26 protein-coding genes are annotated in these 26,744 nt (G+C 65.0%); 4 read left to right on the top strand and 22 right to left on the bottom strand.

Annotated elements, in window-relative coordinates:
* Window positions 1-242: 242 nt before the first annotated feature.
* From HDG32_RS07595 to HDG32_RS07535, 13 genes are all read right to left on the bottom strand, one after another.
* On the bottom strand, window positions 243-1,376 hold the full coding sequence (locus HDG32_RS07595; RefSeq protein WP_184038504.1) for a glycosyltransferase: 1,134 nt from the start codon (window positions 1,374-1,376) through the stop codon (window positions 243-245).
* Complete coding sequence (locus HDG32_RS07590; protein ID WP_184065138.1) at window positions 1,373-2,626, bottom strand: glycosyltransferase; 1,254 nt, start codon at window positions 2,624-2,626, stop codon at window positions 1,373-1,375. Before HDG32_RS07590 ends, HDG32_RS07595 begins: the two co-directional genes overlap by 4 nt.
* Complete coding sequence (gene wecB, locus HDG32_RS07585; protein ID WP_184065135.1) at window positions 2,619-3,740, bottom strand: non-hydrolyzing UDP-N-acetylglucosamine 2-epimerase; 1,122 nt, start codon at window positions 3,738-3,740, stop codon at window positions 2,619-2,621. Before wecB ends, HDG32_RS07590 begins: the two co-directional genes overlap by 8 nt.
* Window positions 3,737-5,314, bottom strand: a complete 1,578-nt coding sequence (locus tag HDG32_RS07580; protein WP_184065132.1) for a polysaccharide deacetylase — start codon at window positions 5,312-5,314, stop codon at window positions 3,737-3,739. Before HDG32_RS07580 ends, wecB begins: the two co-directional genes overlap by 4 nt.
* Window positions 5,311-6,693, bottom strand: coding sequence for a phenylacetate--CoA ligase family protein (locus HDG32_RS07575; RefSeq protein ID WP_184065129.1), 1,383 nt, complete (start codon window positions 6,691-6,693; stop codon window positions 5,311-5,313). The genes HDG32_RS07580 and HDG32_RS07575 overlap by 4 nt, the downstream gene beginning before the upstream one ends.
* Window positions 6,694-6,837: 144 nt before the next feature.
* On the bottom strand, window positions 6,838-7,614 hold the full coding sequence (locus HDG32_RS07570) for an ABC transporter ATP-binding protein (protein WP_184065126.1): 777 nt from the start codon (window positions 7,612-7,614) through the stop codon (window positions 6,838-6,840).
* Between the two features lie 4 nt (window positions 7,615-7,618).
* The gene (locus tag HDG32_RS07565) at window positions 7,619-8,437 is read right to left on the bottom strand and encodes an ABC transporter permease (RefSeq protein ID WP_184065123.1); all 819 of its coding nucleotides are present in this window, start codon (window positions 8,435-8,437) and stop codon (window positions 7,619-7,621) included.
* Window position 8,438: 1 nt separating this feature from the next.
* A complete protein-coding gene (locus tag HDG32_RS07560; RefSeq protein ID WP_184065120.1) occupies window positions 8,439-9,854 on the bottom strand; it encodes a mannose-1-phosphate guanylyltransferase/mannose-6-phosphate isomerase in 1,416 nt (471 codons plus the stop codon).
* A 287-nt stretch (window positions 9,855-10,141) separates the two neighbouring features.
* A complete protein-coding gene (gene rfbD, locus HDG32_RS07555; RefSeq protein WP_184065117.1) occupies window positions 10,142-11,068 on the bottom strand; it encodes a dTDP-4-dehydrorhamnose reductase in 927 nt (308 codons plus the stop codon).
* Window positions 11,069-11,077: 9 nt separating this feature from the next.
* The gene (gene rfbC / locus HDG32_RS07550; RefSeq protein WP_184065114.1) at window positions 11,078-11,629 is read right to left on the bottom strand and encodes a dTDP-4-dehydrorhamnose 3,5-epimerase; all 552 of its coding nucleotides are present in this window, start codon (window positions 11,627-11,629) and stop codon (window positions 11,078-11,080) included.
* Window positions 11,614-12,507 (bottom strand): glucose-1-phosphate thymidylyltransferase RfbA, encoded by an 894-nt coding sequence (rfbA, locus tag HDG32_RS07545; protein WP_184065112.1) that lies wholly within the window; start codon window positions 12,505-12,507, stop codon window positions 11,614-11,616. Before rfbA ends, rfbC begins: the two co-directional genes overlap by 16 nt.
* A 10-nt stretch (window positions 12,508-12,517) precedes the next feature.
* Complete coding sequence (rfbB, locus tag HDG32_RS07540; RefSeq protein WP_184065108.1) at window positions 12,518-13,579, bottom strand: dTDP-glucose 4,6-dehydratase; 1,062 nt, start codon at window positions 13,577-13,579, stop codon at window positions 12,518-12,520.
* A gap of 397 nt (window positions 13,580-13,976) precedes the next feature.
* Window positions 13,977-14,888 carry a GDP-mannose 4,6-dehydratase gene (locus tag HDG32_RS07535; RefSeq protein ID WP_184065105.1) on the bottom strand — a complete coding sequence of 304 codons (912 nt, stop codon included), beginning with the start codon at window positions 14,886-14,888 and terminating at the stop codon, window positions 13,977-13,979.
* Window positions 14,889-15,117: 229 nt separating this feature from the next.
* Here HDG32_RS07535 and HDG32_RS07530 point away from each other — a divergent pair, with 229 nt between their 5' ends.
* Window positions 15,118-15,990: a symmetrical bis(5'-nucleosyl)-tetraphosphatase gene (locus tag HDG32_RS07530; RefSeq protein ID WP_184065102.1), complete on the top strand. Its 873-nt coding sequence runs from the start codon at window positions 15,118-15,120 to the stop codon at window positions 15,988-15,990.
* A 35-nt stretch (window positions 15,991-16,025) separates the two neighbouring features.
* On the opposite strand, the gene HDG32_RS07525 is transcribed toward HDG32_RS07530, so the two are convergent.
* The 8 genes from HDG32_RS07525 to HDG32_RS07490 all read right to left on the bottom strand — a co-directional run bounded on the left by HDG32_RS07525 (window position 16,026) and on the right by HDG32_RS07490 (window position 23,180).
* Window positions 16,026-16,883 carry a 1-acyl-sn-glycerol-3-phosphate acyltransferase gene (locus HDG32_RS07525; protein ID WP_184065099.1) on the bottom strand — a complete coding sequence of 286 codons (858 nt, stop codon included), beginning with the start codon at window positions 16,881-16,883 and terminating at the stop codon, window positions 16,026-16,028.
* 38 nt (window positions 16,884-16,921) lie between these two features.
* Entirely contained in the window at window positions 16,922-18,202 is a 1,281-nt protein-coding gene (locus HDG32_RS07520; RefSeq protein ID WP_184065096.1) for a dihydroorotase, read from the bottom strand.
* Window positions 18,203-18,262: 60 nt separating this feature from the next.
* Entirely contained in the window at window positions 18,263-19,288 is a 1,026-nt protein-coding gene (locus HDG32_RS07515) for an aspartate carbamoyltransferase catalytic subunit (protein ID WP_184065093.1), read from the bottom strand.
* A gap of 68 nt (window positions 19,289-19,356) precedes the next feature.
* Window positions 19,357-19,896 (bottom strand): bifunctional pyr operon transcriptional regulator/uracil phosphoribosyltransferase PyrR, encoded by a 540-nt coding sequence (gene pyrR, locus HDG32_RS07510; RefSeq protein WP_184065090.1) that lies wholly within the window; start codon window positions 19,894-19,896, stop codon window positions 19,357-19,359.
* Complete coding sequence (ruvX, locus tag HDG32_RS07505; protein WP_184038467.1) at window positions 19,883-20,323, bottom strand: Holliday junction resolvase RuvX; 441 nt, start codon at window positions 20,321-20,323, stop codon at window positions 19,883-19,885. Before ruvX ends, pyrR begins: the two co-directional genes overlap by 14 nt.
* 10 nt (window positions 20,324-20,333) lie before the next feature.
* Complete coding sequence (locus HDG32_RS07500) at window positions 20,334-20,912, bottom strand: YqgE/AlgH family protein (RefSeq protein ID WP_090803272.1); 579 nt, start codon at window positions 20,910-20,912, stop codon at window positions 20,334-20,336.
* A 308-nt stretch (window positions 20,913-21,220) separates the two neighbouring features.
* On the bottom strand, window positions 21,221-22,627 hold the full coding sequence (locus HDG32_RS07495; RefSeq protein ID WP_184038464.1) for a hypothetical protein: 1,407 nt from the start codon (window positions 22,625-22,627) through the stop codon (window positions 21,221-21,223).
* A gap of 382 nt (window positions 22,628-23,009) precedes the next feature.
* The gene (locus HDG32_RS07490; RefSeq protein WP_006047743.1) at window positions 23,010-23,180 is read right to left on the bottom strand and encodes a rubredoxin; all 171 of its coding nucleotides are present in this window, start codon (window positions 23,178-23,180) and stop codon (window positions 23,010-23,012) included.
* Between the two features lie 383 nt (window positions 23,181-23,563).
* On the opposite strand from HDG32_RS07490, the gene HDG32_RS07485 reads away from it, so the two are divergent.
* Window positions 23,564-24,427, top strand: coding sequence for a hydroxymethylpyrimidine/phosphomethylpyrimidine kinase (locus HDG32_RS07485; protein ID WP_184065087.1), 864 nt, complete (start codon window positions 23,564-23,566; stop codon window positions 24,425-24,427).
* A gap of 309 nt (window positions 24,428-24,736) precedes the next feature.
* On the opposite strand, the gene HDG32_RS36280 is transcribed toward HDG32_RS07485, so the two are convergent.
* Entirely contained in the window at window positions 24,737-24,937 is a 201-nt protein-coding gene (locus tag HDG32_RS36280) for a hypothetical protein (RefSeq protein WP_260336284.1), read from the bottom strand.
* Here HDG32_RS36280 and HDG32_RS07480 point away from each other — a divergent pair.
* Together HDG32_RS07480 and cysC are read left to right on the top strand one after the other, a co-directional pair.
* Window positions 24,926-25,945: a chondroitin 4-O-sulfotransferase gene (locus tag HDG32_RS07480; protein ID WP_260336283.1), complete on the top strand. Its 1,020-nt coding sequence runs from the start codon at window positions 24,926-24,928 to the stop codon at window positions 25,943-25,945. The genes HDG32_RS36280 and HDG32_RS07480 overlap by 12 nt on opposite strands.
* 26 nt (window positions 25,946-25,971) lie before the next feature.
* The gene (gene cysC / locus HDG32_RS07475) at window positions 25,972-26,610 is read left to right on the top strand and encodes an adenylyl-sulfate kinase (RefSeq protein WP_184065082.1); all 639 of its coding nucleotides are present in this window, start codon (window positions 25,972-25,974) and stop codon (window positions 26,608-26,610) included.
* Window positions 26,611-26,744 lie beyond the last annotated feature (134 nt).

Below are 26,744 nucleotides of genomic sequence, written 5' to 3'. Positions count from 1 at the left end.
TCGCGCCCTCCCCTACAACCCGCTGCCAATTTATTTGTCAACTTATCGCCGACTGATTTAACAACCCTGAGTTAACAACCCTGAGCCCGCAATATCTGTAACGAAGCAGAATAATCAGTGTACCGGGCTCGACCGCGCAGATAATACCAACATCTCGCATATAGGCCGAATTTGCGCAAAGAAAGGTGAATTAAACCCTTTCGCAAGCTTTTCGGCGATATAGAGAGAAAGAAAATAACGACTCAGGAAGACAATACGTGTTCATACAGCGATTTATATGCGTTTCCCAACGCTGGCCCAGAAAATAGCCGCTCATATCGCTGCCGCGCCGCCGCTCCCATGCCGCGCGCCAGTGCTTCATCCAGCGCCAGCCGGTTAATCGCGGCGATCAGCGGTTCGGGCGCCTCGGGCGGCACGACAAACCCCGTCACCCCATCCTCGTTGACGAACGAGGTCCCCGACCCCACCTCACAGCACACCATCGGTTTGCCGAACATCGCGGCTTCGACCAGCACCATCCCGAACGCTTCGGAGCGCAAATGCGAGGGCAGCACCATCGCGCGACAGCCCTCGAGCAGCGCAACCTTTTCCTCATGCGTGACCTGCCCGGCAAACACGACGTTGGTCGCGCCATGCTGCCGCGCCAAGGCGGCGAGCCGCTCGCGCTCCGGCCCCGAGCCAGCGATGACGATTTTCGCCTGCACATGCCGGGCGGCCTCGACGAGCGTATGCAGTCCCTTGTAGTAGCGCAACACGCCGAGCGCCAGAAAATACGGCTCGCCCGGCGCCAGGCCGAGCCGGCTCTCGAGCTTGCGCTGCGCATCGAGCGGCTGCGGCTCGTCGCGATAGTCGATGATGCCGAGCGGAATCGTCTTCAGACGCTCCTTCGACACGCACGCGGCAAGCGTCTCACTGGTCCGCGCATAGGCCGCCGACGTCGCGACCACCGCGGACATGCTGCGCAGCGTGCGCCGCATCAGCGGCCCATAGACGGCGCCGAGCAGCTTCTGCCGCACGATGTCGGAGTGGTAAGTCATCACCGTCGGTTTGCTGGTGCGTCCGAGCAGATGCAATACGTCGGCGAACGGCCACGGAAAGTGGAAATGCACGACGTCGGCCCAGTCGGCCAGCTCGCGATACCTGATCACCGAGCAGGGCCCGCCGAGATCGCACGATGCCGGCGCCGCCCACGATTTCTCGCGGATCACCTGCCCTTCCGGGCGTTCGACGACGGTCGGCGTCGGGCTCGGCGACAGCGTCAGAATGCGCGGTTCGACGCCGCGCTCGCGCGTCGCTAGCGCAATCTGGCGGATCGCTTCCTGCAGGCCGCCGGGCGGGTCCGGGAAGTACGTGCGGTACACATGAACGACCCTCACGCGCGCACCTCAGCGCCGTGTGGCCGCGCGCTGCCGCCGCCCGCCTGCGGGAAGTGGAAGGTGATCGCCAGCATCTTGTCCAGCCGCGCTTCCCACGTGTTCTCGCCAACCGCAGCGCGGGCTTCCTCCACGCTCAGCTTGCCGCGTGCAAGCTGCTTGTCGATCGCCGCGATGAACGCGTCGGCATCGCTGCCCACTTCGAGCCCCGCGCGCGGTTCCTTCGCGAAATCGAGCGGCGTCGATACGACCGGCAGACCGGCCGCGAGATATTCGTAGAACTTCATCGGAAACATCGAGTGCGTGTATTCGTTGATCAGCGTCGGCAACACACCGACCCGCATGCCGCGCAAATAGTGCGGCAGCACGCGATACGGCCGGTAGCCGAGCAGATGCACGTTCGGCAGACGCTTGAGCTGCGCGAGCAGGTCGCTGCGCTGCCCTTCGCGCTCCTCGCCGATGATCACCCATTGCCACTGCGGCCGCGCCTGCGCGGTTTGCAGCAGCAACGGCAGATCGACCTTGAAGTCCGACAGCACGCCGTGATACACGAGCCGCGGCTCGTCGATCGCGGCGAGCTCGGCGGGCAGCGGGCCGTCCGCGCGCGCTGCGCCGAAGTGCGCTTCATCGACGACGTTGCCGAAGAAATGCGTATTGGGGTTAAACGGCAGGCACACGTCCTTCAGCGACTGCGCAGTCGTGAATACCGCCTCGCAGCGCCCGAGCAGGTCCTGCTGGGCATTGCGGAACGCGTCGACGTCGACGCCCGGAATCGCCGCGATATCGTCGACGCAGTGGTAGACCAGGGTCCCGCGCGGCAGCGTCGCGATCGCATCGAGCATGTACGGGTGATACGTCCACACGACCGGCTTGACGTAGCGATGCGACCTCGCGAAGCGGTTCACCGAAAAACGCAGCATCGCCTGATTCAGCGAGCGCACGAACGGCAGATGATGCCCGGCCGGCACCATCAGCGGCGACAGCACCCAGATGTTGTCGGCGCGGCGCGGCGGGCCGAGCACGAGCGACTGCACGCCGCGCCACAGACGTCGCCACAGGCGCGACCAGTCGCGGCCGCTGGCCACTTTCGGCGAGCGGAAGCCAACGCTTTCCACATACAGAATCCGCCAGCCGCGCGCGGCGAGGATGCTCGCCGTGTGCTGCTTGTTGGTCCAGTACGGCTCGTCCCAGTCGGCGCTCGAAAACAGCACGCAGTCTTGCGGGGCAAGCACGGGGTTCTTGCCGTCAGCCAACGAACACCTCGACCGGTCGGCCGCGCAGGCTGTCGACGATGCGTCGTGAGGCCAGTCCGTCGCCGTACGGATTCGCGCGATCGCGCAGCGCCGCGCGCCGCGCGGGATCGTCGAGCCAGCCGATCACCGCGCTTTCGATGCTCGCCGCGCTTTGGCCCGCGAGCGTCGCGAAACCGGCGTCGACGCCTTCGCGGCGCTCGGTGTGATTGCGCATCACGACGACCGGCACGCCGAAGGTTGGCGCTTCTTCCTGGATGCCGCCCGAATCGCTGACCACGACGGCGCTGCCGCTGATCAGATAAAGGCTCGTCGGATAGTCGACCGGCTCGATCAGCGCGAGGTTCGGGATGCCATCGAGCTCGCGATGCACGGGCTCGCGCACGGCCGGGTTCAGATGCACGGGGAACACCCAGCGGTAATCGCTATAGCGCTGACACAGGTCGCGCAGCACGCGGCAGATGTCCTGCAGCACGTCGCCGAAATTCTCGCGCCGATGGCACGTGACGAGCACGTGCTGCTGCTGCGCGCCATGCCATGCGGGCAGCGGACTCGCCGGCGGCGTGACGCTCCAGCTCGCGCGCACTTCGCCGATCGCATCGACGACCGTGTTGCCGGTCACGACGATCTTCTCTGGCGCGACGCCTTCGCTGAGCAGGTTGTCGCGCGCGCGCGAGGTCGGCGCGAAATGCAGCGTCGCGATGCGGCCGAGCAGGCTGCGGTTCGCTTCCTCGGGAAACGGACTCGCCAGATCGCCGGTGCGCAGCCCCGCCTCGACGTGACCGACGCGGATGCCGCGCTGGAACGCCGCGAAGCCCGCGCAGAACGCGGTCGTCGTGTCGCCCTGCACGATCACCCAATCGGGACGTGTTTCGTCGAGCGCGCGATCGAGCGCGGCGATCAGGCGCGACGCGAGCGCGTTCAGCGATTGACCCGGGTGCATCGTTTCGAGCGTGATGTCCGGTTCGATGCCGAAGAATTCGAGCGCCTGCGCGGCCATGTCCCTATGCTGCCCGCTCGCGCAGACGATCGTGTCGAACTCGCTGCGCAGCGCTCGCACGAGCGGTGCGAGCTTGATGACCTCGGGCCGCGTGCCCATCACCACCATGACTTTCATTGCAGTGCTTTCCCCGGCTCGACTTTGGTATGAGCGCCCCGGAACTCGACGCCGAGCGCGAGCGGCGTCGTGTCGGCGAAGGGCGTGACGACGCGAAAGACGCCGTCGTGTTCGACGATCTGCGCGAGCGAGCGCAAGCGCAGGAAATCGAGCGCGGCTTCCTCGTGCAGGAACAGCGGCCGTTGGGCCTTGCCGCGCATGTAGGCGATCAACTGCTCGTGCGCGTCGATGCGCGCCGCCTCGTCGGTCCAGCCGTACGCGTAGCGCTCGGAGAACGGATGGTCGAGATAGCCGAACAGCGTGTTGGTCGCGTACGCGGTGTCGAAGGCCTGCTTGAAGATCGCGAGCGGATCGCCCTCTTTCAGCATGCAGTCGCCGTGCAGCATGCACTGTTGGCTGTGACCGACGAAGCCCGCCGGCAAACCGGCCAACGCGCCGCCGCGTGCGCTCAGAAACTCCGGATCGTTGCGGATGATGCCGCCGATGCAGCCCGCGTAGCCCGCGTCGATCAGGCCGCGCATCGCGTACGGCGGCGACTGGTGAAACGGCGACACCGCGTAGCGCACCGGCACGCCGGTCGCACGTTCGAGCAGTTCGGCCGATTGCACGCCTTCCGCGATCGCGGTGTCGTAGCTGCCGCCCCAGTTCGGCGAGTGCGTCGCCGTGTGCGACAGCACCGCGCCCTGCTGCCGGTCGGCAAGCAGTTCGCGCAGGATGTCGTGCTGGCCGCCGCGTTGCAGGTTCTGCGTATGCACGGCGAGCGTGAACGGCACGCCGAGACGCCGGTACGCGTGCCACAACGGGCGCGCCGATTCGACGTCCTCGTCGCAATCGAGCCGCGACGTGATCGCCGCGTCGTAACCCCACGGGAGTTCGCTCAGCACCGGCTGACACGGCAGCGCATCGGCCCGGTAGCCCGACAGAAACTGCTCGACGAGGCGCCATTCGAACGAATCGCACGGGCCGACCGGCCGGTTGAACCACAGCACGGCCGATGCGCCCGCATCCCACAGCGCCCCGTACGCGAACTGTCGCTCGCCGTTCACGACGACCGCGGCCAGCTCCGCTTCGGCCGGAACTTCGGGCGCCTGCGCGAGCGCCCAGATCGAGCCGTCGGCGCGAATCGCGCCGTAGCCGAGGTTGTTCCATTCGTCGGTGAAATCGAAGCGCTCGAACGGGCGATGCCAAGGCGCGCCGCCGAGTGTCTGCGCGAGCGCGCCGTAGCGCACCGCCGCCGCGCTTTCGCGCGACTCGCCCGAAGGCGCCGTTGCACTGCGGCTCGCTTGCGAGAGGTCGGCGGGCAACGCCGCGGGCCGATAACGCAGATAGTCCGCGAGCGCGATCGGCATATGGCCGAACACGATCAGCTTGCGCGGCCGCGCCTGCACGAACGCGATCAGGTCGGCGCTCCACGCATCGGGCGCGTCGACCGCGACCACGACGTCGGGCGCGCTCTCGCGCAGCATGTTGCGCGCGATCGCCTGGGCCTGGGTCGCGCTGACCGAGCGCCGCAGCCCCGCCAGCACGTATTGGCCGGCGTCGGCGCGCGCATCGGGAAACGCGACGCCGATCATGCGCTCACCACGTGACGGAATTTGGCGCGACTGCCCACGCGCACGAAATCGTCGTGACCGACGTAGGCGATCGTGAACGCGTCCTGCCAGAAGTGGCGCAGCTTCGCGGTGGTGTCCTCCGCGTTCGCGTGCGGTTCGAGCACGATGCGCAAAGTGGGCGGCGTCGTGCGCAGATCGATCTGGAATTCCTGGATGCCGCCGACGCGGTGATCGAGCATGTCCTGGATGTGGTGCGTCGGATGCGCGACGCCGTTGATCGGCACGACGTCGTGAATCCGGCCGACCACGTCGGTCAGGAAGACGCCCTTCTCCGTCTCCTGCACGCGCGCGAGGTCGCCGGTCGTGTAGCGGATCAACGGCATCAGCCGGTTGCGGAACCCGGTGAACACGAGCTCGTGCGCGCCGTCGGGGTTGTCCGGCGCGACGCGGCTTTCCGGCCAGCCTTCCGATTCGAGGATCTGGAAGCCGCCTTCGTGACCGTCGAGCTCATAGGCCATCACACCGAGCTCGGCGAGGCCGTAGCGGTCGATCACGCGGCAGCGCAACGCCTTCGCGATCATCTCGCGCGCATGCGGCTCGAGCAGCTCGCCGCTCGACTCGAACACCTGGAACGCGTTGCCGCCGCCGTACTTGCGCTCGACATAGCAGGCGAGCGCGTACATCGTCGACGGATGCGAGTGCGCGAGATACGGGCGGCGGCGCTTCAGCGTGCGCCACATCTCCTCGAGGCCGTGATCGTCGATGCGGTCGAAGAAGACATTGCTGCGATTCATCGCGAAGCATTTGAAGTCTTCGCGCGACGGCCACTCGGGCACGACCTGATCCGGGAAACGGCACGCGAAGTGCAACTCCGAGCGATGGCGCAGCTTGCCGATCCGCTCGCGGCAATAGTTGGTGACCGCCGACGAATAATCGGCGCCTTCCTGGTCGTAGTAAATCGTCGTGGAGAGGCCGGTCGAACCACCGGTCTTGCACGCGTGGTGCTTGCCAGCCTCGAGCGGTCCCGACAGGAGACGCGGACCCTGCTCGCGGATGATGTCCTTGGTCAGATACGGCAGTTCTTCGAGGTAGCGCGGGTCGTTCCTGACCTTGGCGGGATCCAACTGCTTCGCCTGGAACAGGTCGCGATAGTAAGGCACCTTCGCGCCGGCGAATTCGAGCGTGGCGACGAGCCGTTCGAGCGCGATGCGGCGGCGATGCGGCATCGGCAGCGAATAGTGCCCGCGCAGCTCGCGGATTTTCGGGCGCACGTTGCGCTTTTCGGCGTTCTCCGCAATCGGATACGCGATATAGCCGCCCGCGAAACCCTTCAGCGTGCGAAACGGCTGACGCACCAGTAGGGATTCGGAGTAGCGCAGAAACGGGTGATTAGCTCGCATCAAATTCGAACCTTGTTACGCCTCGGGATTGGTCGCGAGGGTGTTGCTGAACTGCGGGACGGGCTTGCGCCGGGGCGCGGTTTAGCCGATGAGCCGATGGATTTGCCTGCCGCCGTCGCGCTCGCAGCTCGCGCGTCGGCGCGCTCAGTGCGGCAACTGCGCGGTGTGGCTGATGAGCGGCTCGTCGGATTTTTCCGACGGCAGCACGGGTTCGTCGGCGACCATCTTGCCGTGTTCCATCGAGATCTTGCGGCTGCACACGCGCGCGACCAGCGACGGGTCGTGCGACGCCACCACCAGCAGCGCCGCCTTGCCGACGAGGCCTTCCAGACGCTCGGCCGCCTTCACGCTGAACTCGGCGTCGCCGACGCTCAGCCATTCGTCCATGATCAGGATGTCGGCTTCGACGCTCGTCGAGATCGCGAACGCGAGGCGCAGCATCATCCCGCTCGAATAGGTGCGCACCGGCAGATTCAGGTAATCGCCAAGCTCGCTGAAGTCGGCGATCTCGTCGATCTTGCTGCGGATGCGCGCGGGCTTCAGCCCGTCGAGAATGCCGCGCAGATAGATGTTTTCGAAGCCGGTCGCGTCGGGGTCGAGGCCCATCGACACGTCGAGCAGCGACGCGATCTTGCCCCGCACCTTCAGCTCGCCGCGCACCGGCGCATAGACGCCCGACAGCGTGCGCAACAGCGTCGTCTTGCCCGAGCCGTTGTGGCCGATCAGGCCGATGCGCTCGCCTTCGCTGAAGGTGAAGCTCAGGTCGTCGATCGCGCGGACGATCGCATGGCGACCCGCGTCCTGGCCGATCCGGCCGCCCGTCGTCAAATTGAGCACCGCCTTTTTCAGCGAGCGATGCGAGTTCTCGTAAATCGGAAATTCGACGGAGATGTTACGAGCGACAATCGATGTAGAACTCACAATATCAAAGCCAGTAAGGAACGCGATTACGGAAACGCTTCATCAGGATCTGCGCGAACGCAAAACCGACGATCAGGAGGCCAATCGACCACGCCCACGACTCCCAGTGGGTCGGGCGGCCGGTAAGCGGCGCGCGCACCGTTTCGATCAGGTGATAGAGCGGGTTGTATTCGGCGACCCACGCGCGGTCCTTCAGGATTTCCGGCGACCACATGACCGGCGTGAAGAAGAACACGACCTGGATCAGGTTCGTGACGATCGGCGGAATGTCGCGAAAGCGTGCGCACAGCACGCCGAGCGTGACGCCGAGCCACACGCCGTGCAGCAGCAGGATCACGAGCGCGAACGGCACCAGCACGATTTCCCAGCCCGGCCAGTGACCGAACACGAGCAGCAGCACGACGACGACCGGCAGGCTATGCAGCAGGATCACGAAGTTGCGCCACGCGATGCGGCATACGTGCACGGTGAGCGGCAACCTTATCTGCTTGATCAGATAGGCCGAGCCGATAAAGGCCATGCAGCCCTCGTTGGCAACCGACGCCAGATACGCCCACACGACGAGACCCACCGCCAGATACGGTAGATAGTCGGAGAGTTCCTGGTGCAGCAGCGTCGAGTACAACGCGCCGAGCACGACCACCATGATGACCGTGCTGAGCGTGAACCAGAACGGCCCGAGCACCGAGCGGCGATAACGCTGCCGGATGTCGTGCCAGCCGAGCGTGCCCCAGACCCGCACCGCTTTCATGCCGACCAGCAGGTCGTCGCGCTCGTTGTGACGTGTCAGGTCTTCCGAGTCGTTGGTAAAACTGATATCCATCTCAAGTACGTCCGTAAATGTCTTCGAAGCGAACGATATCGTCTTCGCCCAGATATTCGCCGCTTTGCACTTCGATCATCACGAGCTCGACGACGCCCGGATTTTCGAGGCGATGTTTGTGACCCGCCGGGATATAGGTCGACTCGTTGGTCGACACGAAGAACTCTTTTTCGCCGTTGACGACCTTCGCCATGCCGCTCACCACGACCCAATGCTCGTTGCGGTGATGATGCATCTGCAGGCTCAGGCTCGCGCCCGGCTTCACCTCGATGCGCTTGATCTTGAAGCGCGGCCCCTCTTCGAGCACCGAGTACGTGCCCCACGGCCGATGCACGGTGCGATGCACCTTGTACGTCTCATGGCCGCGCGACTTCAGCTCCGCGAAAATCTGCTTCACGTCCTGCGCGCGATCCCGGTGCGCGACGAGCAGCGCATCGGGCGTGTCGATCACGATCAGGTTGTCGACGCCGACCGCGCCGATCAGGCGCCCGTCGCTGCGCAGATACGAGTTCTTCACGTCGACGAGCAGCGCCTCACCTTCGACGCGGTTGCCGCTCGCATCGGCCGGCGACAGGTCGGACAGCGCGGTCCACGAGCCGACGTCGGTCCAGCCGAGGTTGCAGCACACGACCGCCGCGTGCTCGCACTTCTCCATTACCGCGTAGTCGAACGACAGCTCCGGCACCGCGCCGAAGCAGCCCGGCTCGAGACGCACCTGCGCGCCGCTCTTGCCTTCGGCGAACGGCGACTTGTCCATGCATTCGGCCGCGGCATCGAGAATGTCGGGACAATGCTCGCGCATTTCCTTCAGGATCGTGCCCGCGGTGAAACAGAACATGCCCGAGTTCCACACGAACTTGCCCGACGCCAGATACTCGCGGGCCTTCTCCAGTGACGGCTTCTCGACGAAGCGCACGACCCGCTCGCCATCGGCTTCGATATAGCCGTAGCCGGTTTCGGGCGTATCCGGATGCATGCCGAAGGTGACCACGTTGCCGGCCTGCGCAAGCGTCTGCGCACGCGCGACCGCCGCGGCGAACGCGGTTTGATCCGCGATCAGGTGATCCGCGGCGAGCACCAGCATCACGGTGTCTGCGCCATGCGCCTTCGCCGTGTGCAAGGCCGCCGTGGCAACCGCCGCGGCCGTGTTGCGGCCGAACGGTTCGAGAATGAACGAGGTCGCGACGTTCTTGCCGTTCACCTCGCGGAAATCGTCTTCGGTCTTGAAGAACAGCTCACGGTTGGTTACCGTGAGCACTTCCTTCACGCCGGGCAACGCGACCGCGCGCAGGAACGCTTTCTGCAGCAGGCTTTCGCCGTCCGCGAGACGGATGAACGGCTTCGGGTGCGATTCCCGCGAGACCGGCCAGAGCCGCGATCCCGCTCCGCCGCACAGAATGATCGGTAACAAACTCACAGCTCCCTCTCGATACCGTATTTTTTACGTGGCCATACTGGCTTGCGCGCGGTTGACGCACACGTTTGCAATCTACTGCGCATAGAACGTTAAATCCGCGCCTGGAACGCCCTCGCGTCGAGCGACATTCTACCGCCGCACCCCTTGCACCATTGTCAGGCAACAATCGTTTCGATCGATCCCGGACCACGACGGCATCATGGCGAGCGGCGTGCGCGGCAGGACGTCCGATGCGAGTGTTTCCTTCGCCGCACCGGCGCTCGCGAGCCCTGCGTCGAAACCGCGACTCAGGTGCGCGCCGCCGGCGACTTTGGAAAACCGTCCGTCAGACACAGCTTCAACGCGTCGCGCCAATGCGGCGCGGCGAGCCCGAACACGCGCGCCAGCTTGTCGTTCGACATTCTGGAATTGGCTGGGCGCTTCGCGGGCGTCGGGTAATCCGCGGCCGGAATCGGCAGCGTGTTCGGCCTGTTCGGCAAATCCGCGAGTTCAAAGATCGCCGACGCGAAACCGTGCCACGACGTCGAGTCGCCCGCGCACAGGTGATAGATGCCCGAACGCTCGTCCCACCACTTCGCGCCGTCTTCGGCGGCGAAGGACTGCGCGCACAGATGCGCGGTCAGCGTCGCGATCGTGTTGCACCAGGTGGGCGCGCCGAACTGTTCGGCCACCACCTTCAGCTCCGGACGATCGGCGCCGAGCCGCAACATGGTCAGCAGAAAGTTCTTGCCGCGCGTGCCGTACACCCAGCTCGTGCGCAAGACGAGGTGATTCACGCCGCTCGCCGCGATTGCCTGCTCGCCCGCGAGCTTGCTGCGGCCGTAGACGTTCTGCGGATCGGTTGGATCGTCTTCGACGTACGCGCCTTCTTTCGTGCCGTTGAACACGTAGTCGGTCGAATAGTGGATCAGCGCGGCGCCGAGCTTTTTCGCTTCCTCGGCGAGCACGCCCGGTGCTTCGCCGTTGATGCGCATTGCCAGGTCGCGTTCTTCTTCGGCCTTGTCCACCGCCGTATAAGCGGCCGGATTGACGATCAGCGCGGGACGCAGGTCGCGCACCACCGCGCGAATCTGATCGAGGTTCGACAGATCGAGCCGCGAGCGGTCGACCGCGACCACGTTGCCGAGCCCTTGCAGCGTGCGCGCGAGTTCATAGCCGACCTGGCCATTTACGCCGGTGACGAGAATCGTCCGTTTCGCGTCGTGTGCGCTCATGCGATCCCCTTATGCGTAGACTTCGGCGTCGGCGAGACGCTTGCCCGCCGCATCCTTGGCCGCGAGCAGCGGCTCGAAGTCGACTGGCCATTCGATCCCGATCGCCGGATCGTTCCACACGATGCTGCGCTCGTGCTCGGGGAACCAATAATCCGTGGTCTTGTAGAGGAACTGCGCGGACTCCGACAGCACGACGAAGCCGTGCGCGAAACCGGGCGGCACCCACAGCTGCCGATGGTTCTCGACCGACAGCGTTACGCCGACCCACTTGCCGAAGTTCGGCGAGCTCTTGCGGATGTCGACGGCGACGTCGAACACCTCGCCCTCGACCACGCGCACGAGCTTGCCCTGCGCATGCTGGATCTGATAGTGCAGACCGCGCAGCACGCCTCTCGCCGAACGCGAATGATTGTCCTGCACGAACTCGACGCCCGGCTCGACCTTCTCGGCGAATTCGAGCGCATTGAAGCTTTCGAAAAAGAAGCCGCGCGCATCGCCGAACACCTTCGGCTCGATGATCTTGACTTCGGGCAGCGCGGTTGCGGTTACCTGGATGGCCATGCGACGTGATCCGTGAGAATGTTTTGCAGATATTGCCCGTAGGCATTCTTCGCGAGCGGTTTGGCGAGCGCGAGCAACTGCTCGCCGTCGATCCACTGACGCCGGTATGCGATCTCTTCCGGACACGCGACCACCAGACCCTGGCGCTTTTGCAGCGTTGCGATGAAGGTCGCGGCTTCGATCAACGAATCGTGCGTGCCGGTGTCGAGCCACGCATAACCGCGGCCCATGATCTCGACGTTGAGCGCCGCGTTCGCGAGGTAGCGCGAGTTCACGTCGGTGATCTCGAGCTCGCCGCGCGGCGACGGCTTGATGTCCGCGGCGATGTCGCAGACCTGCTTGTCGTAGAAGTACAGACCCGTGACCGCGTAGTTCGAACGCGGCCTGGCGGGCTTTTCCTCGATCGACAACGCGCGGAACTGCTTGTCGAATTCGACCACGCCGTAGCGTTCCGGGTCCTGCACGTGATACGCGAACACGGTGGCGCCGTCGGTCTGATCGTCGGCGCGTTCGAGTTGCTTCGCGAGATCGTGGCCGTAGAAGATGTTGTCGCCGAGAATCAGCGCCGACGGATCATTGTTCACGAACTCGCGGCCGATGATGAAGGCCTGCGCGAGTCCATCCGGCGACGGCTGCACCGCGTACTGGATGTTCATGCCCCACTGGCTGCCGTCACCGAGCATCGCCTCGAAGCGCGGCGTGTCCTGCGGCGTGGAGATGATCAGCACGTCGCGAATACCCGCCACCATCAGCGTGGACAGCGGGTAGTAGATCATCGGCTTGTCGTACACGGGCAGCAGCTGCTTGGAGACGACGTGCGTGATCGGATACAGGCGGGTGCCCGAGCCGCCCGCGAGAATAATGCCTTTGCGCGCCATTGCCGTGCCTTTACGCGCGCTGCGCGTAGTTGGTCTCGACCCACTTCCGGTATTCGCCCGAAGCGACTTCGTCGACCCATTGCTGGTTGTCGAGATACCACTGGACCGTTTTGGCGAGCCCCGTCTCGAACGTTTCCGCCGGCTTCCAGCCGAGTTCGCGCTCGAGCTTGCGGGCGTCGATCGCGTAACGGCGGTCGTGACCCGGACGATCTTTCACATAGGTGATCTGGTCGCGATACGAGCCGGCCGCCTTCGGGCGCTGCTGGTCGAGCAGGTCGCACAGCGTGTGCACGACCTCGAGATTCTTCTTCTCGTTCCAGCCGCCGACGTTGTACGTCTCGCCCGGCGTGCCGCGCGCGAGCACTTCACGGATCGCGCTGCAGTGGTCGCCGACGTACAGCCAGTCGCGCACGTTCTGCCCGTCGCCATACACGGGCAGCGGCTTGCCGCCGAGCGCGTTGGCGATCATCAGCGGAATCAGCTTTTCGGGGAACTGGTACGGGCCGTAGTTGTTCGAGCAGTTGGTGGTCAGCACCGGCAGGCCGTACGTGTGGTGGTAGGCGCGCACGAGGTGATCCGAACCGGCCTTGGTCGCCGAATAGGGGCTATTCGGCGCATAAGGCGTAGTTTCGGAGAACTGCGGATCGGTTGCCGACAGCGAGCCGAACACTTCGTCGGTCGACACGTGCAGGAAGCGGAACGCGGCGCGCTCCGCAACGCCCAGCGTGTTCCAGTAGCTGCGCGTCGCTTCGAGCAGCGTGAAGGTGCCGACGACGTTGGTTTGCACGAAATCGGCCGGACCGTGGATCGAGCGATCCACATGGCTCTCGGCCGCGAAATGCAGCACGGCGCGCGGCTTGTGCTCGGCCAATAGCGTATCGAGCGCGGCGCGATCGCAAATGTCGACGCGCGCGAAAATGTGTTTGGGATTGCCCTGTAGCGACTTCAGCGTGCCCAGGTTGCCGGCGTAGGTCAGTTTGTCTACGTTGAGCACCGCTTCGTCCGACGCATTCAGCCAGTCGAGCACGAAATTAGCGCCGATAAAGCCGGCACCGCCCGTTACCAGGATCATGTAATTCCCTTGTCGATGTTAGTGACAGGCGGCGAAGAGCTTGCGACCTGTTCACCCCGCGTGGTGTCCGTTTCTCTGGTCGTCCGTCGCGTTCCCCGGAGAGTGGACACTCAGACGCCAATTTTATGAATCCCCAATTATAAAGCCGCCCAGTGCAAAAACCAGAACCCTAACAACTTGAAACAGCTTGACAGAATTCGTTGCCGTTGGTCTGTGGAAAGGGGCTTTTCGGTGCGGTTACGCGCATTTTGGCGCCTGTAATGATGTGCGCCACATACTGTGCGGCGCGGCGCGGAAAGAGTGGGAAACGAAGAAGAAGAACGGCGAAAGCGTCATGAAAGGCCGCAAACGCGGCCCTTCGGTGCAGACCGTCAGGCGGTTGCTCGCGCGAGCGCGCTCAGGCCGCGAGCATCCAGCGCAGCGTATCGATGAAAGGGATCGACTCGACCGCCGGCACCAGCGAGTGCAATTTGGCGGGCGAACCGGCAAGCATCTTGACGTCCGTTTGCCGGACAAAGGCGGGATTGACCTGGACTTCGATGTCGTGACCGGTGAGTTCGCTCGCGGTCGTGAGGATTTCACGCAACGAATACGGCGTGCCGGTGCAGACGTTGACGATTTCGGCGGCGACATTGGAGCCGAGCAACGCCTCGTACGCGCTCGCCACATAACGCACGTCAGAGAAGTCGCGCGCGATGTCGATATTGCCGAGTTCGATCGATGCCGCGCGCCGCGCGAAGTGGCTGACGATCTTCGGCACGAGGAAGTTCACCGCCTGGCCGCGGCCGGTGTAGTTGAACGGCCGCACGATCAAGATCGGCAGGCGGTCGAACCATGTGCGCACCAGCGCTTCCATGGCCGCTTTGCTGGCCGCGTAATGATTGACCGGCATAAGCGGGAAGCTCTCGTCGATCGCGGCGCTGCTGACGTTGCCGTACACGTTCGCGCTGCTTGCGATCAGCAGCTTGCGCGGCACATGGCCAATCGCGACACAGGCTTCGAGCAGGTTCTGCGTGCCGATCACGTTGACGCGATAAAAGTCGAGCGGATCGTTGTGCCCCACGAAGCTGATCGCGGCCAGATGCACGATGAAATCGGGCCGCACGGTTTCGAGCACGCGCCGGCAGTCTTCCGGTGAGGTGATGTCGAGTTTGACGCGTGCCGGCGTGTCGGGCTCGTCGCGGCCGGACACCGCTTCGATCACGGTATGGCCGCGCCCGGTCAGCTTCTCGACCAGATAGCGGCCGGTAAAACCGTTCGCACCGGTGACGAGCGTGCGAAATGATTGCTTCGCCGCGGAAGACGACATGCTGGCTTCGTTCACGAGAGAGTCATCCTGTTGTTGTATTGGAATCGCGCGCGGTCCATGCGTGGTTGCCGCGGTGCCGTGTTACGGCGGTTTTCCACCCGCGTCCCGCAACGTGATCGCGCGATACCCGAACCCCAAACGGGCTATTATGTCACGCTATCTTGCTGCTCTGCCCAGCGTGGCACGCGTCGTGCGGCACCGCGCGTATCGAATCGCCTTGATTTCCTCGATGACACCCCTTAACGCTTCCAGTACCTCCGCTCCCCTCGTCCCTCTTGCTTTCGGCGATCTGCAAGGCTGCCGCGCACCGTTTCGGCAACTGCTGGCCAAAGCCGCGCCGCCGGACGGCACACCGCTGTGGTTCGCCGGCGATCTGATCAACCGCGGCCCCGACTCGCTCGACACCTTGCGCGACGTGATCGCGTTCGGCGAGCGCGCGGTGCCGGTGCTCGGCAATCACGATCTGCATCTGCTGTCGGTGTCGGCGGGGATTCGCAAGTCGAAGAAAGGCGACACGATCGAAGACATCCTCGCCGCGCCCGATGCCGCCGATCTGCTCGAGTGGATACGCCACCGCCCGCTCGCGCATTTCGACAACGGCATGCTGATGGTGCATGCGGGCGTGCTGCCGCAATGGGATGCGACGCTGACGCTCGAACTCGCCGACGAGTTGCAACGCGCGCTGCGTGCGCCGAACTGGAAAGAGACGCTTGCCGGCTTGTACGGCAATGAACCGAACCGCTGGAAGCCGGGCCTGAAGGGTATCGAGCGTCTGCGCGTCACGTGCAGCGCGTTGACGCGCATGCGCTTTTGCAGCGCCGATGGCGTGATGGATTTCAGCAGCAGCGGCACGCTCGCATCCACGCCGAGCGGCTGCATGCCGTGGTTCGACGTGCCGTCGCGCAAGACCGCCGACGTGACCGTCGTGTTCGGTCATTGGGCCGCGCTCGGCCTGATGTTGCGCGACAACCTGATCGGCCTCGACTCGGGTTGCGTGTGGGGGCAGAAGCTGTCGGCGGTGCGGCTCGCGAAAAACCCGGCTGAGCGGACGTTGACGCAAGTCGATTGCGATTCGCGCGGCGTGCCGCGCGGGGACAACTAAACAGAAGACGGCGACGCTGCCCGGCAGCGCCGCCGCTAGACCGAGCGGCGCGGCTGATCGACGGGCTCGATCAGCGTTTCCGCCGTCTCAGCGGCGTCGCTCGACGACGCAGCATCTACAACGTCGCCCTCTTGCGCAACCGTCCCCGCCACTGCGTTGCCGGCCTGCATGTCCCGCAACGCGTTCGCCACCACCTGCTGAGCCTGCGCCGCGAGCACCCGCCGGTCCGCGTCCGGCGCGAGCGGTGCGCCAACATATACGTGGGCGGTCAGCGGACCGCCACGCAACAGCATGTCGAGCGAGTCGGACAACGACACGTCGTCGATATATGCGGGTGCCGTCGACTGCCGGCCCTGCGCGTCCTCGTACATGATGCACAGCGGCTGCACCGGCACACCGGCCGACACCGCGGCCTGGAACAGGTTCGCGTGAAACGGCAGCAACTCGAGCCCGTTCGACGTCGTGCCTTCGGGGAACACGCACATCAGTTCACCCGCGCTGAGCCGTGCGGCGAGTTCGTGCATGATGCGCTTCGCGTCGCTGCGTTTCTCGCGCTGGATGAACACCGTATCGAGCTGCTGTGCGAGCCATCCGACCACCGGCCATTGCCGGATCTCCGCCTTCGAGACGAACGGCGTCGGCCGCCACGCGTTAATTACGTAGATGTCGATCCACGAGATGTGATTGGCGACGACGAGCACGCCACGATCGAGCCGCACCGCGTCGTTATGCACGACGAGGCGCATGCCGCACAGCCGCAGCATCTTCAGCGACCACGCGCGATTGAGCGCGTGACGCCGCTCGGCGCTCGCGTTCGGAAAGCGCGTCGCGACGGTCCACATGCCGTGCAGCAGATGCGTGATGAGACGGACCTTGCGTAACGCGAGCTTCATGGCCGGAGCTTTCCTTGACTGGACCGAAACGATACCGCTCAGCGCTGTTCGTAGGCGAGCTGACCGGACACGACGGTCGCGCGCACCTGTGCCGGCAGCTCGTAGCCGAGGAACGGCGTGTTGTGCCCCTGGCTCTTCAGCGCACGCGGCTCGACGCGCCAGTGAGCGTGACGGTCGAACACGCAGAGGTCGGCCACCGCGCCGAGCGCGATGCGGCCAGCCGCTTCGAGGCCGAGCACCTGCGCCGGCGCCGCGGTGATGCGATTGAGCGCGGTCGCGAGCGGCACGCCCGCTTCGTCGGCCCACTTCACCGTCAGCGACAGGAACAGTTCGAGGCCGGTTGCGCCCGGGGTCGCTTCGGCGAACGGCAGCAGCTTTTCGTCGTCGTCGACCGGCGTGTGCGCGGAGCAGATCGCATCGATCGTACCGTCGACGAGGCCCGCGCGGATCGCTTCGCGATCGCGCTGCTGGCGCAGCGGCGGATCGAGCCGGAACTGCGCGTCGAAGTAACCGATGTCGAGGTCGATCAGATGCACGTGGTTCACGGTGACGTCGCACGACACCGGCAGGCCCTCGCCCTTCGCCGCGCGCACGAGCGCCACGCCCGCCGCCGACGACACATGCGACACATGCACGCGCGCGCCGGTTACGCGCACGAGTTCAAAGATTGTATGCAGCGCGATCGTTTCGGCCGCCACCGGGACACCCGACAGCCCGAGCCGCGACGCCAGCGCGCCGCTCGCGGCGACGCCGCCCTTGCCCAGATACGCATCGACGGGACGCAGCCACACGGTGAAATCATAGGTCTTCGCGTATTGCAGCGCGCGCATCAGCACCTGGGTATCGACGATCGGCGTGTCGGCCTGCGAGAAGCCGACGCAGCCCGCCTCGGTCAGCTGGACCATCTCGGTGATGACCTGCCCCTTGAGACCGACCGTCAGCGCGCCGAGCGGATACACGTGCGCCTTGCTCTGATTGCGCGCGCGGAACTTCAGCATTTCGACGAGGCCCGGTTCGTCGAGCGTCGGATCGGTGTCCGGCGGACATACGAGGCTCGTCACGCCGCCCGCGAGCGCCGCGGCCATTTCCGAGCCTAGCGTCGCCTTGTGCTCGTAGCCCGGCTCGCGCAAACGCGCGCACAGGTCGACGAGACCCGGCGCGATCGACAGACCGCGCGCGTCGAGCGTACGCTCCGCCTGGAAGCCGGCCGGCGCGTTGCCCAAGGCGGCGATCTTGCCCGCCTCGATAAAGATATCCTGCTGCTGTTCGGTGCCCGCTGCCGGATCGATCAGCGTGCCGCCTTGAATATGAATCTTCATGCGCTGCCTTTGTTAAACCTGTGGTTCAGCCTATCGTTCGGCTTCCCGATCAGTCGTTGCTTAGTCGTTATTGCCCGCGACGATCCCCATCACCGCCATGCGCACCGCGATACCGAACGTGACCTGATTCAGGATCACCGATTGCGGGCCGTCCGCGACCTGCGAGTCGATCTCGACGCCGCGGTTCATCGGGCCGGGGTGCATCACGATCGCATCGGGGGCGGCGAGCGCGAGACGCTCGGCCGTGAGCCCCCAGCTCTTGAAGTACTCCTGCGACGACGGCAGCAGCGCGCCGCTCATGCGTTCGTTCTGCAGGCGCAGCATGATGATCACGTCGACATCCTTGAGACCTTCGTCGAGGTTGTGGAACACGCGCACGCCCATCTGTTCGAGGCCGCCCGGCAGCAGCGTGCGCGGACCGATCGCGCGCACTTCGGGCACGCCGAGCGTGGTCAGCGCATGAATGTCCGAGCGCGCGACGCGCGAATGCAGGATGTCGCCGACGATCGCCACGCGCAGCTTCGTGAAGTCCTTCTTGTAGTGGCGGATCGTGTACATGTCGAGCAGACCCTGCGTCGGGTGCGCGTGACGGCCGTCGCCGGCGTTGATCACGTGCACGTGCGGCGCGCAGTGCTGCGCGATCAGGAACGGCGCGCCGCTCGACGCATGACGCACGACGAACAGATCCGCGTGCATCGCCGACAGGTTGTTGATCGTGTCGAGCAGCGATTCGCCCTTGCTGGTCGACGACGCGTTGATGTTCAGATTCAGCACGTCGGCCGACAGCCGCGTGGCCGCGATCTCGAACGTGGTACGCGTGCGCGTCGAGTTTTCGAAGAACAGGTTGAACACCGACTTGCCGCGCAACAGCGGCACCTTCTTCACTTCGCGATCGGTCACGCTGACGAACTGGTCGGCGGTCTCGAGAATGTGATTGACGATGGCCTTCGGCAACCCCTCGATCGACAGCAGATGTTTGAGCTCGCCGCTCTTCGTGAGCTGCGGGTTGCCCTTCAGGAAGCCGTAGCGGAAGCGCTCGGATGCGCTAGCGGAGGAATCTTGCGGAGCCGGGGTGGCGGTGTTCATGATGTACCTGCTTCAAATACGGGCTTCAACGTGATCGAGGTCGCGTCGACACGCCGCTCACGCGCGTTTCAATCGACGCGTGCTTCAGTGTGAAAAGAAAACCGCTGGCCGCCCGCGCCGTCGTCTTCACGGGCCAGCACGAGAGTCGCGTCGGCGGGTACGTCGACCACGCCACCGACGAAGCGCGCCGCCACCGGCAACTCGCGTCCGCCCCGATCGGCGAGCACCGCGAGTTCGACCGATGCCGGCCGGCCATAGTCATACAGCTCGTTGAGCGCCGCGCGAATCGTGCGGCCGGTGTACAGCACGTCGTCGACCAGCACGATGCGGCGGCCATCGACCGCGAACGGTAGCGAGGTCGGGCTTGCTTGCGCGTGCAGCCCTTTCTTCGCGTAGTCGTCGCGATGCAGCGCGACGTTCACCACGCCGAAGCTCGGCAGTTTCAGGTCGCGCGCGAGCCGCTCGGCGAGCCACGCGCCGCCGCTATGGATACCCGCCAGTACCGCCGCGTCGGCACCGGCTTGCGTGGCGGCGAGCTGGTCGCCATACGCCGCTCGAATCTGGTCGAGCAACGCGCGATACAGCGCTTCGGCGTCAATGGAACTCATGATCGTCGGAAAGTCCGTCTAGATATTGCTGGAGGATGATGCTCGCGGCTTCGGCGTCGAGCATGTCGGCGCGGGCATTGCCGGCGCGGATTTCCGCCTCGGCCTCGACCGACGAGTAGCGCTCGTCGACCCACGTGACCGGCAGATTGAAGCGGCCGTTCAGCTGGTTGCCGAAGCGCTTCGCGAGTTGCGTGCGCTCGTGCGGTGTGCCGTCGGGGTGCATCGGCAGGCCGACCACCAGCGCATCGGGCTTCCATTCGGCGATCAGCTTGCCGAGCGCTTCGAAGCGGTACTCCCTGCTGCGGTTCTGCACGACGACGAGCGGCCGCGCGCGGCGCGTCAGCGAATTGCCGACTGCCACGCCGATGCGTTTCTCTCCGTAGTCGAACGCAAGCAGCGTCGCCTCACGTCCGGCCGGCAGATTCATGCGCGGCCCCTCATGCGTGCCCGGCCTCGCCCGACAGCATCGACAACGACACGCCGAGCAGCGCGAGCGCCGCTTCGAGACGATCTTCGGCGGGAACGTCGAAAACGATCTTCGGATCGGCCTCGACCGTGAGCCAGCCGTTCTTGGAGATTTCGTCTTCGAGCTGACCCGCGCCCCAGCCGGCGTGGCCGAGCGTCAGCAGGAAACGCTCCGGACCGTTGCCGCTCGCGACGGCCTCGAGCACGTCTTTCGACGTGGTCATTTCGAGCCCGCCCGGCACCGACATCGACGACGTGTATGCGCTGCCGCCTTTCGGATCGTGCAGCACGAAGCCGCGCTCGGTTTGCACCGGGCCGCCGAAATACACGGGGACATGGAGAAGCGGTTCGATCTCGAGCTTCAGATCGATGCGATTGAAGAGCGCCTGCAGGTCGATATCGGTCGGCCGGTTGATCACGAGGCCGAGCGCGCCGCGCTCACTGTGATCGCAAAGGTAGACCACCGTTCCTGAAAACGTCGGATCGGCCATGTTCGGCATGGCGATCAGGAACTGGTTGGTCAGATTGATGCGATCGGTACTCTTGGACATAGTTCGGATTTTAGCAAAGACGATGCGCGATGGCGGGCTGCTTTGAGCATTGCAACCCGTTGGGTTGCACGCTATGCGACGCGCCATCGACGCCGGATCAAGTTGCACTCTATCACGCGCGCGACTTGCGCCATGCCGCGATCAGGCGCCGAAACACCGCGTAGAACGGCACGTTCGGCGCGCGTCGCGAAGTAGCGGGATTGTGACTTGTCACAATGGGTCTAAGCGGGTTCGGCGCGCGTCGGTCGTAGCGTTGCGGACGCAATTCGCGCGCCACGTCGCGCGTTTGGTTCGACCCGGCTTGCGCTTCACGCGCCGCCCTGCTCGATCGCACGCGTGAGCGCGGCGAGCGCCGCCTGCGTGAAGCTGCCGCCGGCCGGCCCAACGCCCGCGGCGACCTTGTGCAGCGACGCACGCAAGGCCTCGGCGGCCTGCTCGAGCGTGTCGGCCGGCGGCGCGCCGACGATCACGTGCGCGCGCACCGCCGGCGTCGCGACGCTCGCATGCGCACGACGCCGCCATGCGAGACCGAGCGCGTCGGCGAGCAGCGCCACGTGACCGAGACCGAGCGCGCAGGCGGCCGAGCCAAGCCGGTAGGCGGCGTCGCCCGCCTGCAGCGCTTCGCTCGGGTCGGCTTTTTCCGGCTGATCGGCCGCGCGCGCATGGGCGGCGAGCGCCTCGATGGACGCGTCGGCGGTCTGCAGGAAGTCTTCGTACGCGTTCGCGTTGACGCTCAGCACGCCGAGATCGCGCGTGTGCGGCAGCGACTGCGCCTCGAGCGCGCCCGCCTCCCACAGCGCTTCCGACGACTGCGTGCCGGCGACGTGCCAGTCGACGGTCAAGCCATAATCGTGCAGCACCTCGACCTGGTCGGCGTCTTGCGCGGCCGCGCCGAACAGCGCGTAGTCGCGCCATAGCAGCGCGAGCGTCGCGCGCACCAGCGAACGCGGCGCGCGCTCGATGCCGCGCGCGTGATCGGCGAGCGCCAGGTTGCAGCGCGCGTAGAAGCGCCGCGCCTCGATATCGCGGATTGCGTGGCCGCGCGCGCGCAGCGCCTTCGCGCAGGCGCGCGCGAGCCGCCAGAAGTCATACGGATCGGGGCCGGCGAGTTCGGTGAACACGGCGTCGAGCTCGTCGAGCGCGGCGTTCGTGACCGCAAGCGCCACCGCGCTGCCTGTGTCGGCCTGCGAGCGCAGCACCGGCAGCAACGCGCGCTCGTAGCGCGCCCGCAGATGGGCAAGCTGATCGGCCGATTGCGCGTGCAGCGAAGCCGGCGGCACTGGCCGCGCGCACAGCGCGAGGTCTTCGAACGCAACGGCGGAACCCGGCGTGGGTTCGATGAGTTGCGCACACAGCTCGCGGTAGTGGTTGAACAGCGTCGGCGAGCAACTGAGCTCGCGCAGATTGTGACGCTCGAGCGCCGCGCGGAAGTCGCGCAGCGCCGCGCCGAACACTGGCCGCGCGCTTTCCGCTTCGGCTGGCTCGCCGCTCGCGAGCGGCGAGAGCCGCACGAGGGCGTCGGTGAAACGCTGCGCGCTGAGCCAGCCCGCCGTGCGCAATGCATGCGACGCGCGCAGCAGCGCGGCACCGCTCTCGTCGCGCTGCTCGAACGCGAGCGACGCCTCGGCGAGCGCGAGTTCCGCAGGGCGGACCGCGCCGCCGCGCGGGTTCGGCAGTGCATCGATGGAAACGGGTGCTGCGGATCGAAGAGTCATGGGCAGGCGACACGAAGCTGACGGGGCCGTCGCTTCGCGCCGCATGCTGAGTGAGCGGCCACCGCGCGAACCGGCGACAGGACAATGACAGACTACCGTTGCGACACGACGCGACCGGCGATGTTCCGCGCCGGCGCGCTCGGACAGGCGCCGGGCGTGCCGGACGCATCAAGCGATTGCAGCAATTGCGCGGCGGATGACGCCGCTGACTTTTCGGGATCGAAGCTCAGGGTTCAGGTTCGGACCGAATCTCGGGACCCGGTTTGGGGGCCGAAGCTTCCGGCGTGTCGCACGAGCCCATCAAACCGCGACGCCGCAACAATGATCAAGCGACGCGAACGAACGACCGACCGACCGGCTGACGCCGGCGGCTTGCCGAACTTCAGATCTGGACCATTTCGAAGTCTTCCTTGCGCGCTCCGCACTCCGGACACGTCCAGTTGATGGGTACGTCTTCCCAGCGCGTGCCCGGCGCAATGCCTTCGTCGGGCAAGCCGGCCTCTTCGTCGTAAATCCAGCCGCAAATCAGGCACATCCAGCTTTGATATTCCATTCTTTTGTCGCGTCGTTGAGTCCGTGGAAGCGGGAGCCATGATGGTACCGTGTTGCCGCCCCCATGCCTAGCAATCGAAAACTCGCAATCGTAGCGTGGACCGGGCTTCGGCGGTGCGCCCGCGCGCCGTGCGCACGACGCTCGCGGCGTCATGCCGCATGGCGGTGGGGACACCCGGCAGCGCGATAGAGGGCGCCCTCGGCAAGCTCGCGGCGCTAGCGTGGCAGCCTCAACGCGATCCCCGCCGGCCGCGCGTCAGCGGGCCGCGAGCCAGCCTCTGGCGATCACCGCCGCGCGAAAAAACGCCCTCTCCTCGGTTTAGGCCGCATAATTGAGCCAATTGCGCATTGCGCGCCGAAATCCTGCTTTCCTTATCCATTTTCATGCCCAGCGACACGCCTCCGATCGTCCTCACCTTCGGTCTCTCCGACCCCACCGGCGGCTCCGGCCTGCAGGCGGACCTGTTGACACTTGCCAGCATGGGCTGCCACGGCGTTTCCGTGCTCACGGGCTATACCGTGCGCGACTCGGCGAACTGCGACGAAGTCACCGGGCTCGACCCGGACATCGTCGCGACGCAGGCGCGCATGCTGCTCGAGGACATGCCGATCGCCGCATTCAAGGTCGGCGCGTGCACGCGCGCCGAAGTGGTCAGCGCGATCGCGGAAGTTGTCGCCGACTACGACGACGTCCCGCTGATCCTCACCCCGGACTTCACGCTCGACGACGAGCACGTGCTCGCCGCCGACGAACTGCGCGAAGCGATCGCCGATCTGCTCGCGCCGCAAACCACGCTGCTGGTCGCCGACTCGGCGACGCTGCTCGCGCTCGCGCAGCCCGACGGCGACGCGGAGGCGCCGAGCCTCGACGCGGCGATCTCGCACCTGCTGTCGCAGGGCTGCGAGTACATTCTGTCGACCGAAACCGGCACGCATCGGCTCGTCAACACACTCTTCAGCGAGGACGGCCAGTTGCGTCAGGACATGTGGGACCGCGCGCCGCATCGGTTGACGGGCCTGACCGATACGCTCGGCGCGGCGATCGCCGCGCTTCTCGCCAACGGCCAGGAGCCCGCGGAAGCGGTGCGCGAAAGCCAGGAGTATCTGTATCAGGCAGTGCGCAATGCGTTCCGGCCCGGCATGGGGGCGTACATGCCCGATCGCTTCTTCTGGGCACGCAGCAGCGATGAAGACGAAACGCCGCCCGCGCAAGGCAAGGGCGCGGCGCCGGGGGAAGCGCGGCACTGACCTCGCCATTCGTCGGCATCGACTAAAAACCCCGTGTCAGCCGGCTTTTTTCATTAATGCGACTTTCGCGATTGGTGCGACTTTCCATTCGATTTATCCAAATTGAATAATGTAATTAGCGCGTAGTTATGGCTACTGCCGCGCCCAGTTCGTCTCGTGGGCATCTTAGTCAATTTATTGTGCATAGCCGCATGAATCTTGCTGTCGGTGATGCAACCAGACGTTATACCGCGTAATTAAACGTTACAACGCCAATGACATCTTTTGTCTAGACTTTACGCATCGCGATCAGCCATATGTCCCCACATGTCATTTCCCGCCTTTTTCATCCATCCACCGAAATGCGGCGGTTCGACCGTTATTTCGTTTTTTGATTTGAATAAAGGTAATGACCAATTCATTAGCTTTGTCTGGGATCAGGATGGCTGGGGAAACTGTCGCGCAAAGCTGCTCGAGACGCAGGTAGGCGGCGGTCATCTCCCGTATGGCATTCATCGGATGATCAAACATCCGGTCAACTACTGCACGATCCTGCGCGATCCGCTCGCGCGCCAGATCTCGCACTACTGGTATGCGGCGAACGGCAAGAACGGCCAGATCATGCGCGGCGTCAGCGTGTCGGCGACCGAGGCTCTGGCGCTGCAAGGCGTACTGTCGCTCGACGAGTGGGTCAGCGAATCGCTCGGCGGCAGGAACCTGTTCGTGCAGATGCTGAGCGGCGAGCCGGCGGTCAACGAAGCGAGCCTCGCCGTCGCGCAAATCCATTTGCGCGAACAGATCGGTACCGTCGGCGTCTGCGAGGACATGAGCGAATTCTTATTGCGGCTGTGCGGTGCGACAGGGATGAAATTACCGTTCTGTTTCGAAGCGAATCGCACCAATGGTGCGCCGAAAGGCAAAGCTCACATCAGCGAAGCAGCCAGACAAAAGTTCATCGACGACAATAGCCTCGATTACGAACTGTTCCGCGACGCGAATCGAATCGTCGAAGCCTATGCGAATGAAACGGGCAGCGTCTTTTCGAATGCGCTCGAATTGGTCCGCGTGATTCAGTCCGAAATAAATCAGCTCGAGAATCCGCACGTCTATAGCGCGACGGTTTTCGGCATCGATGGCTCATTCCTGTCGCGCGTGCATGAGGTGATCCGCCGCTTCGATCTCGCGCCGATCGATACCTATCTGGAGTTCGCGCGAAGCCGGCAGCGTCCGCCGGTCGACCTGTTCGACGGTTTTGTCGACACGGTGCGCGACGGCGTAGTGTGCGGCTGGGCCGTCAACCTGAGCGAGCCGCAGCGGCAGGTACCGCTCGAGGTGCGGGTCGGCACGCAGATCGTCGCGACCGGCTGCAGCGGCGAGCCGCGGCCCGATGTGGCGAGCGCCGGCTATCCGAGCGCATACAGCGGATTTTCGATTCCACTGCCGAACGATATTCCGGAAGGCTTTCGCGTTACCATTGCCAATTCCACCGAAAGCCTGCACAACGCCGGCACGTGGCGGCAAGGCTGGCACTGCGAATGAGCCAGAAGAGCCAAGAGAACCTATCCATGAAAGAGCCGCCCCAGTTCATGCAACGCTTCCACGGCAAGATCGCGGTGCAGGACCGCATACGCATGTTCGATCAGATGCCCGCCACGATCTGGCTGACCGGCCTGTCCGGCGCCGGCAAATCGACGCTCGCGTTCGCGCTCGAGGAGCAGCTGATCGCGCTCGGTCACGCCTGCTATGTGCTCGACGGCGACAACATCCGCCACGGTCTGGCGAGCGACCTTGGATTCGAGCCCGACGACCGGCGCGAAAACATCCGCCGGGTCGCGCACGTCGCCCAATTGATGAACGACGCGGGTCTGATCGTGATTTCCGCGCTGATTTCGCCGCTACGCGAAGATCGGGCGATGGCGCGCGCGATCATCGGAGCCGACAAGTTCGTCGAAACCTATGTGTCCGCCTCGCTCGCCACCTGCGCGAGCCGCGATCCCAAAGGTCTTTACGCGAAAGCGAGGTCTGGCGAGATCAGCTCGTTCACCGGCGTATCAGCGCCCTATGAAGCGCCGATCGATCCCGACCTGAACGTCGACACGGGAGCGCTGAGCCCCGCGCAAAGCGTCGCGCAGATCTTCCACTACCTGCGCGAAAAGTGCCTCGGAAGGTCCTCTCATCGCTCGGCTCACGCCGCGGGCGCCTGATCCGGACAAAAGGGCGTCCGGAAGCGCTCGCCAGCAAGCACATCAACGCCGGCCCCAAACGAAAAAAACCCGCATAAGCGGGTTTTTTCGTTTGGGGAAACGCCTCGCGGCGCACTCCCCACATGGACTTCCAG

The organism is Paraburkholderia sp. CI2, from assembly GCF_014201055.1.
Taxonomy (GTDB): domain Bacteria; phylum Pseudomonadota; class Gammaproteobacteria; order Burkholderiales; family Burkholderiaceae; genus Paraburkholderia; species Paraburkholderia tuberum.
The sequence above is the reverse complement of the archived record's forward strand: the minus strand, read 5'-3'. Positions and strand labels throughout refer to the sequence as shown.

Excerpts from the sequence above, each read along its gene's own strand:
- wecB (WP_184065135.1), bottom strand. The coding sequence starts at position 3,740 with ATGAAAGTCATGGTGGTGATGGGCACGCGGCCCGAGGTCATCAAGCTC.
- HDG32_RS07580 (WP_184065132.1), bottom strand. The coding sequence starts at position 5,314 with ATGATCGGCGTCGCGTTTCCCGATGCGCGCGCCGACGCCGGCCAATAC.
- HDG32_RS07575 (WP_184065129.1), bottom strand. The coding sequence starts at position 6,693 with ATGCGAGCTAATCACCCGTTTCTGCGCTACTCCGAATCCCTACTGGTG.
- HDG32_RS07565 (WP_184065123.1), bottom strand. The coding sequence starts at position 8,437 with ATGGATATCAGTTTTACCAACGACTCGGAAGACCTGACACGTCACAAC.
- rfbD (WP_184065117.1), bottom strand. The coding sequence starts at position 11,068 with ATGAGCGCACACGACGCGAAACGGACGATTCTCGTCACCGGCGTAAAT.
- rfbC (WP_184065114.1), bottom strand. The coding sequence starts at position 11,629 with ATGGCCATCCAGGTAACCGCAACCGCGCTGCCCGAAGTCAAGATCATC.
- rfbA (WP_184065112.1), bottom strand. The coding sequence starts at position 12,507 with ATGGCGCGCAAAGGCATTATTCTCGCGGGCGGCTCGGGCACCCGCCTG.
- rfbB (WP_184065108.1), bottom strand. The coding sequence starts at position 13,579 with ATGATCCTGGTAACGGGCGGTGCCGGCTTTATCGGCGCTAATTTCGTG.
- HDG32_RS07535 (WP_184065105.1), bottom strand. The coding sequence starts at position 14,888 with ATGTCGTCTTCCGCGGCGAAGCAATCATTTCGCACGCTCGTCACCGGT.
- HDG32_RS07530 (WP_184065102.1), top strand. The coding sequence starts at position 15,118 with ATGACACCCCTTAACGCTTCCAGTACCTCCGCTCCCCTCGTCCCTCTT.
- HDG32_RS07525 (WP_184065099.1), bottom strand. The coding sequence starts at position 16,883 with ATGAAGCTCGCGTTACGCAAGGTCCGTCTCATCACGCATCTGCTGCAC.
- HDG32_RS07520 (WP_184065096.1), bottom strand. The coding sequence starts at position 18,202 with ATGAAGATTCATATTCAAGGCGGCACGCTGATCGATCCGGCAGCGGGC.
- HDG32_RS07515 (WP_184065093.1), bottom strand. The coding sequence starts at position 19,288 with ATGAACACCGCCACCCCGGCTCCGCAAGATTCCTCCGCTAGCGCATCC.
- pyrR (WP_184065090.1), bottom strand. The coding sequence starts at position 19,896 with ATGAGTTCCATTGACGCCGAAGCGCTGTATCGCGCGTTGCTCGACCAG.
- ruvX (WP_184038467.1), bottom strand. The coding sequence starts at position 20,323 with ATGAATCTGCCGGCCGGACGTGAGGCGACGCTGCTTGCGTTCGACTAC.
- HDG32_RS07500 (WP_090803272.1), bottom strand. The coding sequence starts at position 20,912 with ATGTCCAAGAGTACCGATCGCATCAATCTGACCAACCAGTTCCTGATC.
- HDG32_RS07495 (WP_184038464.1), bottom strand. The coding sequence starts at position 22,627 with ATGACTCTTCGATCCGCAGCACCCGTTTCCATCGATGCACTGCCGAAC.
- HDG32_RS07490 (WP_006047743.1), bottom strand. The coding sequence starts at position 23,180 with ATGGAATATCAAAGCTGGATGTGCCTGATTTGCGGCTGGATTTACGAC.
- HDG32_RS07485 (WP_184065087.1), top strand. The coding sequence starts at position 23,564 with ATGCCCAGCGACACGCCTCCGATCGTCCTCACCTTCGGTCTCTCCGAC.
- HDG32_RS07480 (WP_260336283.1), top strand. The coding sequence starts at position 24,926 with ATGATCAAACATCCGGTCAACTACTGCACGATCCTGCGCGATCCGCTC.
- HDG32_RS36280 (WP_260336284.1), bottom strand. The coding sequence starts at position 24,937 with ATGTTTGATCATCCGATGAATGCCATACGGGAGATGACCGCCGCCTAC.
- cysC (WP_184065082.1), top strand. The coding sequence starts at position 25,972 with ATGAAAGAGCCGCCCCAGTTCATGCAACGCTTCCACGGCAAGATCGCG.